Source organism: Candidatus Phyllobacterium onerii (assembly GCF_028331445.1).
GTDB lineage: Bacteria > Pseudomonadota > Alphaproteobacteria > Rhizobiales > Rhizobiaceae > Phyllobacterium > Phyllobacterium onerii.
Map to the genome: position 1 here is coordinate 427095 of NZ_JAQMHX010000003.1, position 13949 is coordinate 441043.

A 13949-nucleotide genomic window follows, 5' to 3' on the forward strand; every position below is an offset into this window, starting at 1 on the left:
TTTGCGCAGGCAAATCAATCTCGCAGACGCGACAATTCACATCACTGTGAGACGACCGGATTGGCGAATTATGCACAAAATGCGTTCATCTATCGAACGACGAAGAGGATCGCCGTCAATGAAACAAGGACCAAAGATTGCTGCTGCGGGCCTGTTTGCGGTCTTGATATCGATGCCCCTGACCGCTCTCGCCAAGGATTTCAAGACTGAAACGGTGACGCTCTCTGCTGAGACGATAGCAGATGGACTTGATCATCCGTGGGGCCTCGCCTTCCTGCCCGACGGCGCACTCCTGGTGACGGAGCGCGGTGGTACGATGCGCATCGTCAAGGACGGTAAAGTGTCGAAGCCCGTTGCCAATGTTCCCAAGGTCGTCGTCAAGGGTGAAGGTGGTCTGCTCGATGTCGCGCTTGCGCCGGACTTTGCCAAGAGTGGAAACATCTATTTCAGCTACACAGAACCACGCCAGAACGGTACCGGCACCGTCATGGCGGGTGCGCGTCTCGTTAGCAATGGCGACGGAGCCGAACTCGAAAATGTCTCGGTTCTGCTATCGGTAAAGCAAAGCACCAAGGGATCGGCGCATTTCGGCTCGCGTGTTCTCGTTGCACCCGATGGCAAGCTTTTCGTTACGATGGGCGATCAGGGTACGATGAAGCGCTCGCAAGATTTCAGAGATGAGGCGGGCTCCATACTCCGCATCAATGCGGATGGCACCATTCCGGCGGACAATCCATTCGCCGACGGCAAAAAAGGCCTGCCGCAAATCTGGTCCAAGGGCCACCGTAATCCGCAAGGGGCTGTCTGGGATCCCATCACGGATTCATTGATCACTGTGGAACACGGCGCCAGGGGCGGCGATGAAGTCAACCAGCCCCAAGCGGGCAAGAATTACGGTTGGCCCGTCATAACCTACGGCGTGGACTATTCCGGCGCGAAAATCGGCGTCGGCACCCATGCAAAGGGCTACGAGCAACCGATTTACTATTGGGACCCTTCGATCGCCCCCTCCGGGCTCGCCGTATATGAAGGATCGATGTTCCCTGAGTGGAAGGGTGACCTTCTCGTAGGTGCCCTCAAATTCGAGATGCTCGTGCGTCTGGACCGCGACAAGAAAGGCGCCATCAAGGGTGAGGAACGGATGCTCAAGGGCGAGTTTGGCCGCGTCCGCGACGTGCGGGTTGCGTCCGATGGCTCGATCTACCTTCTCACCGATGAAGGCGATGGGAAAATCATACGGCTGACACGCGCATAACGTTTGTAGCACCCTTGCCGCCGTGAACTGCAATCGCTAGACAGCGATCAATGCGGACCTTTGATGACCGCCCTATTTCGCAGGATTCTCATGACGCATGGACGTGCCAACACTTTGCTGCTTCTCGCCGGAGCGATCTGGGGTTTTGGCTTCGTCGCCCAGTCCAGCGCGATGGGCAGCGTCGGGCCATTCATGTTTGTCACCCTGCGTTTTTTCCTCGCCGCCCTGACCATCATGCCGCTGGCCGTTCGCGAAGCGAAGGCTGCGCCGGTGAAATTGACGCGCGCCGATTATTACGGCTTCTTTTTCATCGGTGTTCTGCTCTTTTCCGGGGCCGCGCTGCAGCAGGTCGGCATGCAGACGACGTCCGTCACCAATGCCGGCTTTCTGACCGGCCTATACGTGGTCATGGTGCCGTTTCTCGGCGTCATTCTGTTTTGGCAGTGGCCTCATGCGGTTGTCTGGCCCTGCGCCTTGACGGCGCTTGCCGGCATTTATCTGTTGTCCGGAGGACATCTCGAAGGGCTGACGGCCGGTGATTTGCTCATCGTAGCCTGCGCCATATTCTGGGCGTTGCAGATTATCTTTATCAATCGCATCGGCATGAAAAGCGGTAGACCCATCATGTTGTCGCTGGTTCAGTTCATGGTCTGCGGCTTGCTTGGCCTCGTGGCGACGCTATCCACCGAGCGCACCGAACTCTTCTCGATCCTGGCGGCCGCGCCGGAAATCCTCTTTGCGGGGGTGATCTCATCCGGCATCGGCTTCACGCTTCAAGTGGTTGGACAGCGTTTCACCACGGCTCCGCAGGCAGCAATCATGCTGTCTTCCGAAGCGCTTTTTGCGGCGCTTTTCGGCGCCATATTGTTGGGTGAACGCATGTCGCTTCAGGGTGTAGCGGGTTGCGCCCTCATCTTCTTCGCAATGATCGCCGTCGAACTGATACCTGCTTTGCGGAGCCGGATCAGGGTCAGGACCCCTTAAGTCTCAGGCCTTGAAGATCAGCGTCGCGCCACCGGCTATCAACACAAAACCGGCTACGTGCTGCCAGGTGAAGGATTCCTTCAGGTAAAATACTGAAAACAGGCTGAACACGACCAGCGTGATGACTTCCTGCATCGTTTTCAGCTCGGCTGTCGTATAGACCGTGTGACCGATGCGGTTGGCAGGAATGGCCAGCCAATATTCCATCAGCGCAATACCCCAGCTGATGAAAACCACCAGCGTGAGCGGCGCCATCGGATATTTCAAATGGCCGTACCAGGCAAAAGTCATGAACACATTCGACGCCGCAAGCAGAAAGATCGGCATGAGGTAGGGTGAAAACAGAGATGTCATGGATGGTTTCCGGGAGGAAGGACAAGGAAAAACAGTTGCCGCGGTGATTGCAGCAAAATCAAGCAGGGATCAACCAGCATCAGATCACATTTTCGACGCAGGTCTTAAGAGCGACGCTGACCTTTCCTTTACAATTTGCCTCTATTTTTAGCTGCATCCGCCTGCGTAACGGGGCAAAGGGGATGTGGTGACATGAGTATTGCGTTGTCGTCCGCCGTGCGTTTCAGGCACCTTTCGATCATGCTTGTCCTTTTCACGTCGACGGCGCTGAGCAGTTGCGGCATGGGCGATGTACGGCGACCCATGGCGGATGTTGGCAGCGGGGACACGTCAGTTGCCAGCCAATCGCTTGCAAGCGAAGAAAGCACGCAGGTCACCGCCGAAGAACCCCAGCAGCAATCGACCCCGCAGTCTGACGATATTGCCACACAGCAGCCCGAAGTCCTTTCCGTACCGGACGCTGAACCGCAACAGGATAGAATTATCGTACCGGAGGCTCCGCAAGTCGCAGAGCCGAAGCCCTACTCACTGCCGGAATCCGAACCGGCCTCCGACGACGCCGAAAGCTACGGCTATGCGGGCGGCATCAGGGATCCCATTGCGCGCAGCGAAAGTGCGCTCGCCATGTCGGGCAGTGACATTGCCTGTCGTACCCAGCTTAAACAGCTTGGCGTTGTGTTTCAGGAACGGGAACCCATCAATGACGGAGGCGTCTGCAAGATCGACCACCCGCTGACTGTCAGCGGATTTGCCAGTGGACGCATCAGGCTCAAGCCGAGTGCCACGCTGAATTGCCAGATGACCCTTGCTTTCGCACGTTGGGTCAAAGGCGATCTCGCACCCTCAACGCGCCTGCGTTATCTTTCCGGTATCAACACGATTCATCAGGCGTCGAGCTATTCCTGCCGCACGATGAGCAACCAGCGCGGGAGAAGCATGTCGGAACATTCCAAGGGGAACGCGCTCGACATTTCGAAGATCACGCTCAACAATGGCAAGGATATCCAGGTGCAAAAGCCCGGCTGGTTCTCATTCCGCCAGCGCGGGCTCCTCAACACGGTACGCTCCGATGCCTGCGATTACTTCTCGACGGTTCTTGGTCCCGGCTATGACAGGTTTCATCGCACGCATTTCCATTTCGATCTGATGCAACGCCGGAGCGGACATCGCGCCTGCCGCTGACGCCGCCTTTACCCTCCCCCTTGTGGGGAGGGAGGCTGCGCAGCAGCTGGGAGGGGCTCTTCTTCCGTTTAAGTCAAGAAAACCCCTTCCCGTCGCTCCGCTCCGTCCCTCCTCACAAGGGGGAGGGTGAGAAGCGGCCACCTTCGGCCCATGCTAAATCCAACTTTTACGGCCTGTAGTGTTTGACAGGGCTGTCGGCCTTCACCTGGCCAAAATACTCCCAGATCGTGACGATGATCAGAATGCCGGTGGTGAGGGAGCCGAGCACCAATGGCGACAGTCCGCCAGCAAATAACGCAAGCATCGCGCACAATCCCAGACCGATCATATGAGACAGTGGCGGTCTTCCGGCGATATAGAACTTGAACAGCAGATTCCCGACAAGATAAAGCGCCGTACCACCAATTGACGTCCAGATCGTCGCGGCGTCCGAATGGCCCGTCGGATGCGCAAGAATAAGCTCATCCGATACTGCAACGACGATGATACCGGCCACAAGCAGAACGTGAACATAGGTGTAGGCCACCCGGGCGATCCTGCCGGGATCGTCGGTCGCCGCAATCTTGTGATGGCCGGCCGATTGCCCGACATTGAAATAGACCAGCCACATGGCAACAGAAGCAACGAAGGTCGTCAGAAATGCCGAAAAGGAGATGAAATTCCATTCCCGATCGGCGAAAGTCGCGCCGGAAACGAGGATGGACTCTCCAAGTGCGATAATGACAAACAGCGCGGCCCGCTCCGCCATGTACTCACCATCGACATCCCACTCTCCTGTCGAAGATGCCCCAAGGCGGAATGTCCAGAAACCAAGGGCTGGTCCCACCACTTCTATTCCCAGAGCTATTGCCCAAAAAACAAGCCGATGTTCCGGTTCGGCGAAACCGCCGGCAATCCAGAATGAGCCCGACACGGCGAGCCAGATCGCGATCCGCAGGTAGTTGCGGTAATTGGCCCGATTGTGGTGTCGGAGCACCCACACCATGAAAACCGACCTGCCGAGCTGCATGAAGACGAAAGCGCAGGCGAACACCAATCCACGAGCCTCGAAGGCAGTGGGGATCGACGTCGAAAGCACAAGCCCGGCCAGCATCAGCACGAACAACATTGTGCGCACCGGCGGTGTCGCCGGATCGAGCCAATTGGTGCACCACATCGTATAGACCCAGACCCACCAGACTGCCAAAAGGAGCAGCGCGCTTTCGACGAGCCCCTTGAGGCTGAGATCATGCAGCAGCAAGTGCGATATCTGTGTGATGGCGAAGACGAATACGAGATCGAAAAAGAGTTCGACGAAGTCGACTTTCGCGCTGTTCGCATCGCCGCGCTTGCGGGAGTAGTCTTGAATTGCTCCGAAAAAAGCCACGTTTTTGCCCCAATTTTTCATACGCTTTTTGCTCAAAATGGAATACTTTTTACCAAAAATGGAATGCTTTTTTCCCGAAGCGGCGCAAGAATTTGATCGCCACTTAATCGCATCAGAATGAATCTGTCATCCGGTAATTGATGGGAACGTCGCGTGAATAAGTTCTCAGCTGAGAACTTATTCCTATTTTACTCCTGACAAAAGGGCCTTGCCAATGTCTTTTGTGTCCCTGTTTAATGCGGTGACTCACAAAATTACAGGATGAAGAAAATGGCTTTCATGGACCGCTATCCGATTATCGTCACGCCACGAAAGGAAGCCTGCCGCGATTTCTGGATCCGGCACCTGGGCTTCGTCAGTGGCTTCGATAGTACCTGGTTTTGCTTGCTTTTGGCGGAAGACCAGTCCGCATCCATCGCGTTCATGACCCCCGATCACCCCTCCGCACCGCCCGGTTCCGAGAGCTTCAGCGGCACTGGCATGTGCTTTGAACTGCAGGTGGAGGATGCCCGAGCAACGTTTGAAAAGATGAACGCTACCGGTCTGAAAATCGAATATCCGTTGACGGACGAGCCCTTTGGGCAACGCCGTTTCGGGTTTCATGATCCCTCCGGCCTGTGGATCGACGTGGTCGAACAGATCGAATCAGAAGCCGGTTTCTGGGACAAATATATGATCGGCGGCTAGCGCTCGCCCGGCACTGGCGTCGGGTTGCCCTCCTTGTCGAGGGCAACCATCACGAAATCGGCGTGCGTGACGCGTTCCATCAGATCCGAGAGGTAGCGTTGTGCCCAGGCTTCGACCTTCAACGTAATCGAAGTGCGTCCGACACGGTCGATATGAGTATAGACGCACAATGTGTCGCCGATCTTTACCGGTTTTGCGAAGGCCATTTCCTTGACCGCGGCGGTCACCACCCTGCCCCTTGCCCGCTCTGCAGCCCTGATACCGCAGGACAAATCCATCTGTGCCATGACCCAACCGCCGAAAATGTCCCCCGCTGCGTTCGCATCGGCCGGCATCGCCAGTGTACGCAGCGTCAATTCGCCGATAGGTTTGGTTTGTTCGCTCAACTGCTGTCTCCATCGACTAATGCGGATTTGCAGCATGATGCTTTGCAGCGGCAGATTTGGAAAGGGCCCGATGCAAGAACTGTCGGAAACCCGACAGTGCGGGTCGCTACGTGGTTTCGGCATGACGCGGAGTGTGGCCTAGTCTGATCGATAGTGAGCATCCGGAGGGATCATGAAAATCACAGATGTCAAAACCTTCGTGGTTGGCAATCCGCCGCCTTCTTTCGGTGGGACATGGTTTCTCTTTGTCAAACTCACCACCGATTCAGGTGTAGTCGGCTATGGCGAGGCTTACAATTCGACCATCAGTCCGCAAGTCATGCGAAAGGTCGTCGAAGACGTAGCCGAGCGCTGGCTCATCGGCGAGGACCCTCACCATATCGAACGGTTCTTTCGCCGCGCCTATTCCGCCGGCTTTACCCAGCGCCCCGATGTGACGATCATGGGAGCGGTGTCTGCACTTGAAATGGCCTGCTGGGATATCATCGGCAAGGAAGCCGACAAGCCGGTGTACGAACTGCTCGGTGGCAAGGTGCATGAACGGCTGCGCAGCTACACCTACATCTATCCCAAGCCGGAATTGGGTGAGACGTCGGCCATTTACTGGAACGCCGAAGCCTCTGCCGAGCGGGCGGCAGAGTACGTAGCGCAAGGCTATACGGCGGTGAAGTTCGATCCGGTCGCCCCTTATACGTCGTTCGACCCGCGTCAACTGTCGCTGGAACAGCTTGATCTTGGTGAGAAATTCGCGCGGCTGGTTCGTGAAGCCGTCGGTTCCAAGGCTGATCTTTTATTCGGAACTCACGGTCAGATGACCCCAACCAGCGCTGTCCGGCTGGCAAAACGCCTGGAACCGTACGATCCCCTATGGCTGGAAGAGCCAGTACCGCCGGATATGCCGGAAAATATGGGCTATGTGCAGCAACATACGTCGATCCCGGTTGCTTCCGGTGAGCGCCTGACGACGAAGTATGAGTTTCAGCGCCTGCTGGTGAATCAGGCTGCAAACATCCTGCAAATGAATCTTGGCCGCGTCGGCGGCATACTGGAAGCAAAGAAAATCGCCGGGATGGCAGAAACTTTCCATGCCCAGATCGCGCCGCACCTCTATTGCGGCCCGATCGTCGGTGCCGCCAATATTCAGATATCAACCTGCAGCCCGAACTTTCTTATTCTCGAATGTATCCAGGCTTTCGGTGGCTTCCACGCCGATATTCTGAAGAAACCGATTCAATGGGAAGACGGATATGTCATTCCGTCGTCGGAACCGGGCCTCGGCGTGGAGTTGGATGAAAAGGTGGCGGCAGCCCATGCCTATGAAGGCCACGAACTGCATCTCAACATGGGACGCGATCCATTGATTGTATAGTCGGGTGTGCGGCACAAATATTTATGTGAAGCGATCGCGTCGGAACATGATTCCGCTATATTTCTCAAGCGAATATCGCCAACTATAATCTAGATCCATTCCTCTGAAAGTTTTACCCGTGCCAATCTACATCGAGCTTGTTGGTAGCCTTGCTGCCGCGATCACCACACTGTGCTGGATCCCCCAGATCATCAAGATCGTCCGGCACCGTCAAACAGACAGCATTTCTCTCGTCACCAACGTTTCTCTCGCCCTCGGAGTTCTGCTCTGGCTGTTTTACGGAATGATGATCAGCTCCTGGCCGGTCATGGCAGCAAATGGTGTAACCCTCCTGCTTATTCTCACAATTCTCGGCCTTAAGCTCCGCTACGGCTGAGAGGCTGCCATTTCAGATTGAGCTGAAACCAAAAAAATACAATTTCGGATGCGTTTCGCTTGCTGCGCGATAACGCCATGTTGAACCATCTTTTCAACAGGCAAATCCCGCTGAATGCACGCAATATTTCAAATCAAGTTGACAGACGAAGAAGCTGCCCCCGGAGGCCACGACCGACGCTATCGTTTCCGCGACAAGTATCTCGACATTGTTCGCGACGCGCTGGACGACTGGATCATATACTACCAACCCGCACCTCGCGCAGGTACGCGCGTCATAGGGTCGACGGGATATTTTGCGACAGCGCGGGTCACGTCCGTATATCCGTTGGCGGGTCGCCCCGGATATTACGAAGCATCGCTTGAACAATATCTCGAACTTGAAGAGACGGTGCCATTCAGCGTTCCTGATTTTCAGCTCAACAAGAAATTCTATTTCGAAAAGAGCATGGTGCAGTCGGATGGCAGGATGAATTCGCATACGATCCAGCAGCAGGTTCGAGCCCTCTCCAATCAAGAATATGAAAAAATCGAGAGAGCTGGTTTCAGAAAGAACTGGCACGAATACGAGGAGCTGTTAGTGGTAGCGCCTTCTTACGGTTTCGCCGAAGACCCACCGGAATCTGTCGAGCGCGACCGCATACTGACATCAAGAGCCTTCCGGGATCGTGTGTTCAGGCAACGCGTGGGCAAAGCCTACAATATGCGATGTGCAATGACAGGCATATCACTGCAAGCTCCGGACGGAACCTGTGAACTGGAATGTGCGCACATCAAACCCGTAGAAGATGGCGGTCCCGACTCCCTCAACAACGGGATACTCTTGTTTCAATCGATCCACTGGATGTTCGATAACGGTCTGATCTCCATCGGTCCAGACTACCAGATCCTGAAATCGTCTCGCTATAACGAACCCAAGATTGACGGTCTTCTCAACGAATCAGGAAAAATCACTCTTCCAAAAAATAGCAGCCATTTCCCCCATCCGGAATTTCTGCGCTACCATCGCGAACACATATTCCTCCCATAAATCTGCATTGCTCATGACAGCCTGCTGTCAGGAGAAATCTGGAAAATCCAGTTTTCATCACTCGGGTCTTTCCATTTTGCCGGACTCCCACCATATTCAACCTATGGTTAAATCTCCTGACAGATATAACGCCGACGGTTTCGGCGAAGCGCAGCAGTCTGAGCTGGAAGGCACCCCGCTTTCCGGGTCCTTCAGCGATTGGGCAAAGCAGATCACCGATGAGACCGAGAAAGCTCCGCCGAAGGCAGTCAAGGCAAAGAAGCCGGCAAGCAAAGAGTCCAGCGCGTCGCGTACGTCTCGTGGGACGTCGATTGGTGGATCGACCGATCCCAAGACGCGCGCTGCTGCGGGCCTCAACCCCGTGGCCGGACTGGATATCAATCTGGAAGACGCAGCCGGCATCATGCCTGGCGGCGCAACGGCTACCGTGGCTGCACTATCCGCCCTGATCGAAAGCGGCAATCCGCTTTTCAAAAATGGTACCGCGTGGCAACCGCACCGCCCAGCCCGGCCGGATAAATCCGAAGGTGGCATCGCCATTCGGATGGAAACGGAATTCAAGCCGTCGGGTGATCAGCCGACCGCCATCAAGGATCTGGTTTCCGGCGTCAGGGACTCTGATCAGACCCAGGTTTTGCTCGGCGTCACGGGTTCCGGCAAGACCTTCACCATGGCGAAAGTCATTGAGGAAACACAACGTCCTGCTTTGATACTGGCTCCCAACAAAACGTTGGCCGCCCAGCTTTACGGCGAATTCAAATCGTTCTTCCCAAACAACGCGGTCGAGTATTTCGTTTCCTATTATGACTACTACCAGCCGGAAGCCTATGTGCCGCGCTCCGACACCTATATTGAGAAGGAATCCTCGATCAACGAGCAGATCGACCGGATGCGCCACTCCGCCACCCGATCGCTGCTTGAACGCGATGATGTGATCATCGTCGCTTCCGTCTCATGCATTTACGGTATCGGCTCGGTCGAAACCTATACGGCGATGACCTTCGAAATGAAGATCGGCGACCGTCTGGATCAACGAGCGCTGCTCGCAGATCTTGTCGCGCAGCAGTATAAACGGCGCGACATGGATTTTACTCGAGGCTCATTCCGTGTGCGTGGCGATACGATCGAACTTTTTCCTGCTCACTTGGAGGATCGCGCTTGGCGCATTTCCATGTTCGGCGATGAGATCGAGGCAATTACCGAGTTCGACCCGCTTACCGGTCAAAAGACCGGCGACCTGCGTTCGGTCAAGATTTACGCGAACTCGCACTATGTGACGCCGCGCCCGACGCTCAATCAGGCGATAAAATCCATCAAGGAAGAACTCAAACACCGCCTTGTTGAGTTGAATGCAGCCGGTCGTTTGCTGGAAGCACAGCGGCTTGAGCAACGTTGTACTTTTGACGTGGAAATGTTGGAGGCAACCGGCTCTTGCGCCGGTATTGAAAACTATTCGCGCTACCTGACCGGTCGCAAGCCTGGGGAGCCGCCGCCCACGCTGTTCGAGTATATTCCAGACAATGCGTTGGTTTTCATCGATGAGAGCCACGTAACGGTTCCGCAGATTGGTGCGATGTATAAAGGCGATTTTCGGCGCAAGGCAACGTTGGCCGAGTACGGCTTCCGCCTGCCCTCGTGCATGGACAATCGCCCGTTGCGGTTTGAGGAATGGGACGCCATGCGCCCACAGACGGTTGCGGTTTCGGCGACACCCAGCAAATGGGAGATGGAAGAATCCGGCGGCGTCTTCGCCGAGCAGGTCATTCGGCCAACCGGCCTTATAGATCCGCCAGTCGAAGTCCGTCCCGCCAAATCCCAAGTTGACGATGTTCTCGGGGAAATTCGTGAAACGTCGGCGAAGGGCTACCGTACGCTTGTGACGGTTCTCACCAAGCGCATGGCCGAAGATCTGACAGAGTACCTGCACGAACAGGGCATTCGCGTTCGCTATATGCACTCCGACATCGACACGCTGGAGCGTATCGAGATTTTGCGCGACTTGCGCCTTGGAGCATTTGACGTGCTCGTGGGTATCAACCTTTTGCGTGAAGGTCTCGATATCCCAGAATGCGGCTTTGTCGCCATTCTCGATGCGGACAAGGAAGGCTTTTTGCGCTCGGAAACCTCGCTGATCCAGACGATTGGGCGTGCCGCGCGTAACATCGACGGCAAGGTCATTCTCTATGCTGATCATGTCACCGGTTCGATGGAACGGGCGATGGCGGAAACAAATCGCCGCCGCGAGAAGCAGGAAGCCTATAATATCGAGCACGGCATTACGCCTGCCAGCATCAAGAAAAACATCGGCGACATCCTCAACAGTGTCTACGAGCGTGACCACGTTCGCGCCGATATTTCCGACTTCACCGATTCTGGCGCAATGATGGGGAATAACCTGAAGGCTCATCTCGAACATCTGATGAAGCAGATGCGCGATGCCGCCGACGATCTCGACTTCGAAGTCGCCGCTCGCCTACGCGACGAGATCAAGCGTCTGCGCGAGATGGAGTTGGCAATTTCGGACGATCCAATGGCACGGGAAGTCGAGATGGAAAGTCCGGTCACCGGTCGCACCAAGGGCAGGCACAATGCCGGACGCGCGATGCACCGTGTGGTTACCGACGAGGGCGACAAGGATTCGGCACTGTTCCGCAAACCACACCTCGACGAAATGGGCGGAGACACGACGCGCCCGCTCGGACCCGGCGTCTTCCGCAAGAATTCGCTGGATGAGATGACCGTTGGGCGTACAGAGAAGCCGGTTACCGGCCATGTTCCTGAAAAGCCTGTCTTTACTGGTACGAACCGCAATGACCAAAAGATTATTCGCCGCGAGCGAACAGGTGCTGGTTCATATGAGGACGCTAACGATCGTAAGAAGCGGCGTCCAGGCAAGACGGGACGTCCGGGACGTTAACTCAGATTTCGTCTGCAGGTTTGCCAGAGCAGCCGAAGAACGCTTGGCCTGCGTCGAGAATCTCGTCGGCAAACTCCGGATCATCCACGGCTCGCGACAAGACAACCGCACCAATGAGACCGGCCATCGTCGCCAAGGCTTTCTGGCGTTTTTTTGCTTTTGATCGGCCAGGCACCAAATCCGACAATATTTCCAGCAGCCTTTTGGTACCCTCGGTAAATCGGGTCTGGACCGCTCCTCCTTGCCGGGCAATATCGGGCGCAAGCAACGCCATGGTACAGCTGTTTGCCAAGTCACCCTTGTGATTCTTGGCTAGATAGGACGACGTGATCGCGGCGAGCGCAACCTCAGGTCCCTCCTGCGCAATTGCAGACCATTTTTCCGCCGACCGCTTCATTGCCGCATCGCAGGATTGAGCAATAAGGTCATCTTTCGATGCAAAATGACCATAGAAGCCGCCATGGGTTAGGCCGGCATTTTTCATCACATCGGCAACACCAATCCCGTCAAAACCTTTCTGACGAAATTGTTGACTGGCAACTTCAATGATGCGGGCGCGGTTTTCCGCTGCCTGATCTCTGCTGACACGCATGTGCAGTATCCTCGAAAAAGACTATTGACAATTTATATGATTGTCATCATCAATAGTCAATAATGATGATGATCATCATATAACTCGCACGGATTTCCACTTCTCGAAAGACAGCCCATGATCTCCTCCTCGCTCGCCGCTTCGCTTGCCCGCCGCAATATCCATTATAGCTGGGTCGTCATAGCGGTAACGTTTCTAACGATGCTTGTCACCGCCGCAGCCGTTGGAGCGCCCGGCGTGCTGATTGTTCCGCTGGAGAAAGAGTTCGGCTGGGAAACGGAGCAAATAGCCACTGCCTTTTCGATCAGGCTCTTGTTGTTTGGCTTCATGGGGCCGTTTGCAGCGGCCTTCATGAATTATTTTGGCGTAAGGAAAGTGGTTTGCGTGGCGCTAGTGCTGATCACGGCCGGCCTCTTCGCCTCTTTGGCTATGACGGAAATCTGGCAACTAATTCTCTTGTGGGGCGTGGTCGTAGGCTTTGGTACGGGACTGACTGCCATGGTTCTGGGCGCCACCGTCGCCGCCCGCTGGTTTACCGAGCGCCGTGGCTTGGCTTTGGGAATGCTCACCGCAAGCTCGGCTACGGGTCAGCTGGCGTTCATGCCACTCATGGCTTCTCTCAGTGAAAACTACGGTTGGCGCGCAGCAATCATGCTGATTTGCGCTCTATTGCTCATCGCTGTCACGGCAGTCTTTTTCCTAATGCGCGACCGACCTGCCGATATCGGCCTGCCCGCCTATGGAGACAAGGAGATCACACCCGTCCCGCCCATTACGGGCGGGCTAATATCCCTCATAACCATGCCACTGCTCGCTTTGAAGGAAGCGTCGCGCTCGAGCACGTTCTGGGTGCTTTTCGCCACTTTTTTCGTTTGCGGTGCGAGTACCAACGGCCTTGTAGGCACGCATTTCGTGGCTATGTGCGGAGATTTCGGCATGGTCCCCGTAGCGGCCGCCAGCGTCCTGGCCATGATGGGTTTCTTTGATTTCTTCGGCACTATTGGTTCAGGCTGGCTCTCGGACCGGGTAGACAACCGTTGGCTGCTTTTTTGGTACTATGGACTGCGCGGCCTCTCGCTGCTGTATTTGCCCTACTCCAGTTTTTCGTTTTACGGCCTGTCCCTGTTTGCCATGTTCTATGGTCTCGACTGGATTGCCACAGTGCCCCCGACTGTTAAATTGGCAACCGATCGTTTCGGACGTGAAAAGGCTGGATTGATATTTGGCTGGGTTTTTGCCGGACACCAATTGGGTGCAGCCTCGGCAGCCTATGGTGGCGGCTTTGCCCGTACCGAATACCAAACTTATATGCCTGCATTTTTCGTTGCGGGAATTCTCTGCCTGATTGCTGCGCTGCTGGTGCTGACGCTGAGTAAGCACAGCAGGGCAAACATGCTGCCAGAGCCGGTGCCAGCCGAATAGCGGATCAATCACCTGTGAGTTTTCCAACAC

The 13949-nt window shown here is 55.5% G+C and carries 13 protein-coding genes; 9 read left to right on the forward strand and 4 right to left on the reverse strand.

Features of this window, described 5'->3' with window-relative positions; translation table 11 throughout:
- Positions 1–118: 118 nt before the first annotated feature.
- Together PHA01_RS10070 and PHA01_RS10075 are read left to right on the forward strand one after the other, a co-directional pair.
- Positions 119–1255 (forward strand): PQQ-dependent sugar dehydrogenase, encoded by a 1137-nt coding sequence (locus tag PHA01_RS10070; protein ID WP_271894908.1) that lies wholly within the window; start codon positions 119–121, stop codon positions 1253–1255.
- Positions 1256–1318: 63 nt separating this feature from the next.
- Positions 1319–2239, forward strand: coding sequence for a DMT family transporter (locus PHA01_RS10075; protein WP_334312011.1), 921 nt, complete (start codon positions 1319–1321; stop codon positions 2237–2239).
- 3 nt (positions 2240–2242) lie between these two features.
- Here the strand turns inward: PHA01_RS10075 and PHA01_RS10080 are convergent, their stop codons facing one another.
- Entirely contained in the window at positions 2243–2593 is a 351-nt protein-coding gene (locus tag PHA01_RS10080) for a DMT family protein (RefSeq protein ID WP_112530703.1), read from the reverse strand.
- Between the two features lie 192 nt (positions 2594–2785).
- On the opposite strand from PHA01_RS10080, the gene PHA01_RS10085 reads away from it, so the two are divergent.
- Positions 2786–3775: an extensin family protein gene (locus tag PHA01_RS10085; RefSeq protein ID WP_271894911.1), complete on the forward strand. Its 990-nt coding sequence runs from the start codon at positions 2786–2788 to the stop codon at positions 3773–3775.
- 166 nt (positions 3776–3941) lie between these two features.
- Here the strand turns inward: PHA01_RS10085 and PHA01_RS10090 are convergent, their stop codons facing one another.
- Complete coding sequence (locus PHA01_RS10090) at positions 3942–5141, reverse strand: low temperature requirement protein A (protein WP_271894913.1); 1200 nt, start codon at positions 5139–5141, stop codon at positions 3942–3944.
- 270 nt (positions 5142–5411) lie between these two features.
- Between PHA01_RS10090 and PHA01_RS10095 the strand changes: the two genes are divergently transcribed.
- Positions 5412–5828 (forward strand): VOC family protein, encoded by a 417-nt coding sequence (locus PHA01_RS10095; protein ID WP_271894915.1) that lies wholly within the window; start codon positions 5412–5414, stop codon positions 5826–5828.
- Here PHA01_RS10095 and PHA01_RS10100 read toward each other — a convergent pair.
- Positions 5825–6163 carry an acyl-CoA thioesterase gene (locus PHA01_RS10100; RefSeq protein ID WP_112530761.1) on the reverse strand — a complete coding sequence of 113 codons (339 nt, stop codon included), beginning with the start codon at positions 6161–6163 and terminating at the stop codon, positions 5825–5827. The genes PHA01_RS10095 and PHA01_RS10100 overlap by 4 nt on opposite strands.
- Before the next feature lie 223 nt (positions 6164–6386).
- On the opposite strand from PHA01_RS10100, the gene PHA01_RS10105 reads away from it, so the two are divergent.
- The 4 genes from PHA01_RS10105 (at position 6387) to uvrB (ending at position 11905) form a co-directional block, all read left to right on the forward strand.
- On the forward strand, positions 6387–7583 hold the full coding sequence (locus PHA01_RS10105; RefSeq protein ID WP_271894917.1) for a mandelate racemase/muconate lactonizing enzyme family protein: 1197 nt from the start codon (positions 6387–6389) through the stop codon (positions 7581–7583).
- A 118-nt stretch (positions 7584–7701) separates the two neighbouring features.
- Positions 7702–7959: a SemiSWEET family sugar transporter gene (locus tag PHA01_RS10110; RefSeq protein WP_271894920.1), complete on the forward strand. Its 258-nt coding sequence runs from the start codon at positions 7702–7704 to the stop codon at positions 7957–7959.
- A gap of 114 nt (positions 7960–8073) precedes the next feature.
- The gene (locus PHA01_RS10115) at positions 8074–8988 is read left to right on the forward strand and encodes an HNH endonuclease (protein WP_271894922.1); all 915 of its coding nucleotides are present in this window, start codon (positions 8074–8076) and stop codon (positions 8986–8988) included.
- A 103-nt stretch (positions 8989–9091) separates the two neighbouring features.
- The gene (gene uvrB / locus PHA01_RS10120; RefSeq protein WP_271894925.1) at positions 9092–11905 is read left to right on the forward strand and encodes an excinuclease ABC subunit UvrB; all 2814 of its coding nucleotides are present in this window, start codon (positions 9092–9094) and stop codon (positions 11903–11905) included.
- A 1-nt stretch (position 11906) separates the two neighbouring features.
- On the opposite strand, the gene PHA01_RS10125 is transcribed toward uvrB, so the two are convergent.
- Positions 11907–12497 (reverse strand): TetR/AcrR family transcriptional regulator, encoded by a 591-nt coding sequence (locus tag PHA01_RS10125; protein ID WP_271894927.1) that lies wholly within the window; start codon positions 12495–12497, stop codon positions 11907–11909.
- A 117-nt stretch (positions 12498–12614) separates the two neighbouring features.
- Here PHA01_RS10125 and PHA01_RS10130 point away from each other — a divergent pair, with 117 nt between their 5' ends.
- Positions 12615–13919, forward strand: coding sequence for an MFS transporter (locus PHA01_RS10130; protein ID WP_271894929.1), 1305 nt, complete (start codon positions 12615–12617; stop codon positions 13917–13919).
- The last annotated feature ends 30 nt before the right edge of the window (positions 13920–13949 follow it).

Bases quoted from the DNA above. Each gene is read 5' to 3' on its own strand.
- PHA01_RS10085 (WP_271894911.1), top strand. From the start codon at position 2,786: ATGAGTATTGCGTTGTCGTCCGCCGTGCGTTTCAGGCACCTTTCGATC.
- PHA01_RS10075 (WP_334312011.1), top strand. From the start codon at position 1,319: ATGACCGCCCTATTTCGCAGGATTCTCATGACGCATGGACGTGCCAAC.
- PHA01_RS10100 (WP_112530761.1), bottom strand. From the start codon at position 6,163: ATGCCGGCCGATGCGAACGCAGCGGGGGACATTTTCGGCGGTTGGGTC.
- PHA01_RS10080 (WP_112530703.1), bottom strand. From the start codon at position 2,593: ATGACATCTCTGTTTTCACCCTACCTCATGCCGATCTTTCTGCTTGCG.
- PHA01_RS10115 (WP_271894922.1), top strand. From the start codon at position 8,074: ATGCACGCAATATTTCAAATCAAGTTGACAGACGAAGAAGCTGCCCCC.
- PHA01_RS10070 (WP_271894908.1), top strand. From the start codon at position 119: ATGAAACAAGGACCAAAGATTGCTGCTGCGGGCCTGTTTGCGGTCTTG.
- PHA01_RS10105 (WP_271894917.1), top strand. From the start codon at position 6,387: ATGAAAATCACAGATGTCAAAACCTTCGTGGTTGGCAATCCGCCGCCT.
- PHA01_RS10125 (WP_271894927.1), bottom strand. From the start codon at position 12,497: ATGCGTGTCAGCAGAGATCAGGCAGCGGAAAACCGCGCCCGCATCATT.
- uvrB (WP_271894925.1), top strand. From the start codon at position 9,092: ATGGTTAAATCTCCTGACAGATATAACGCCGACGGTTTCGGCGAAGCG.
- PHA01_RS10095 (WP_271894915.1), top strand. From the start codon at position 5,412: ATGGCTTTCATGGACCGCTATCCGATTATCGTCACGCCACGAAAGGAA.
- PHA01_RS10130 (WP_271894929.1), top strand. From the start codon at position 12,615: ATGATCTCCTCCTCGCTCGCCGCTTCGCTTGCCCGCCGCAATATCCAT.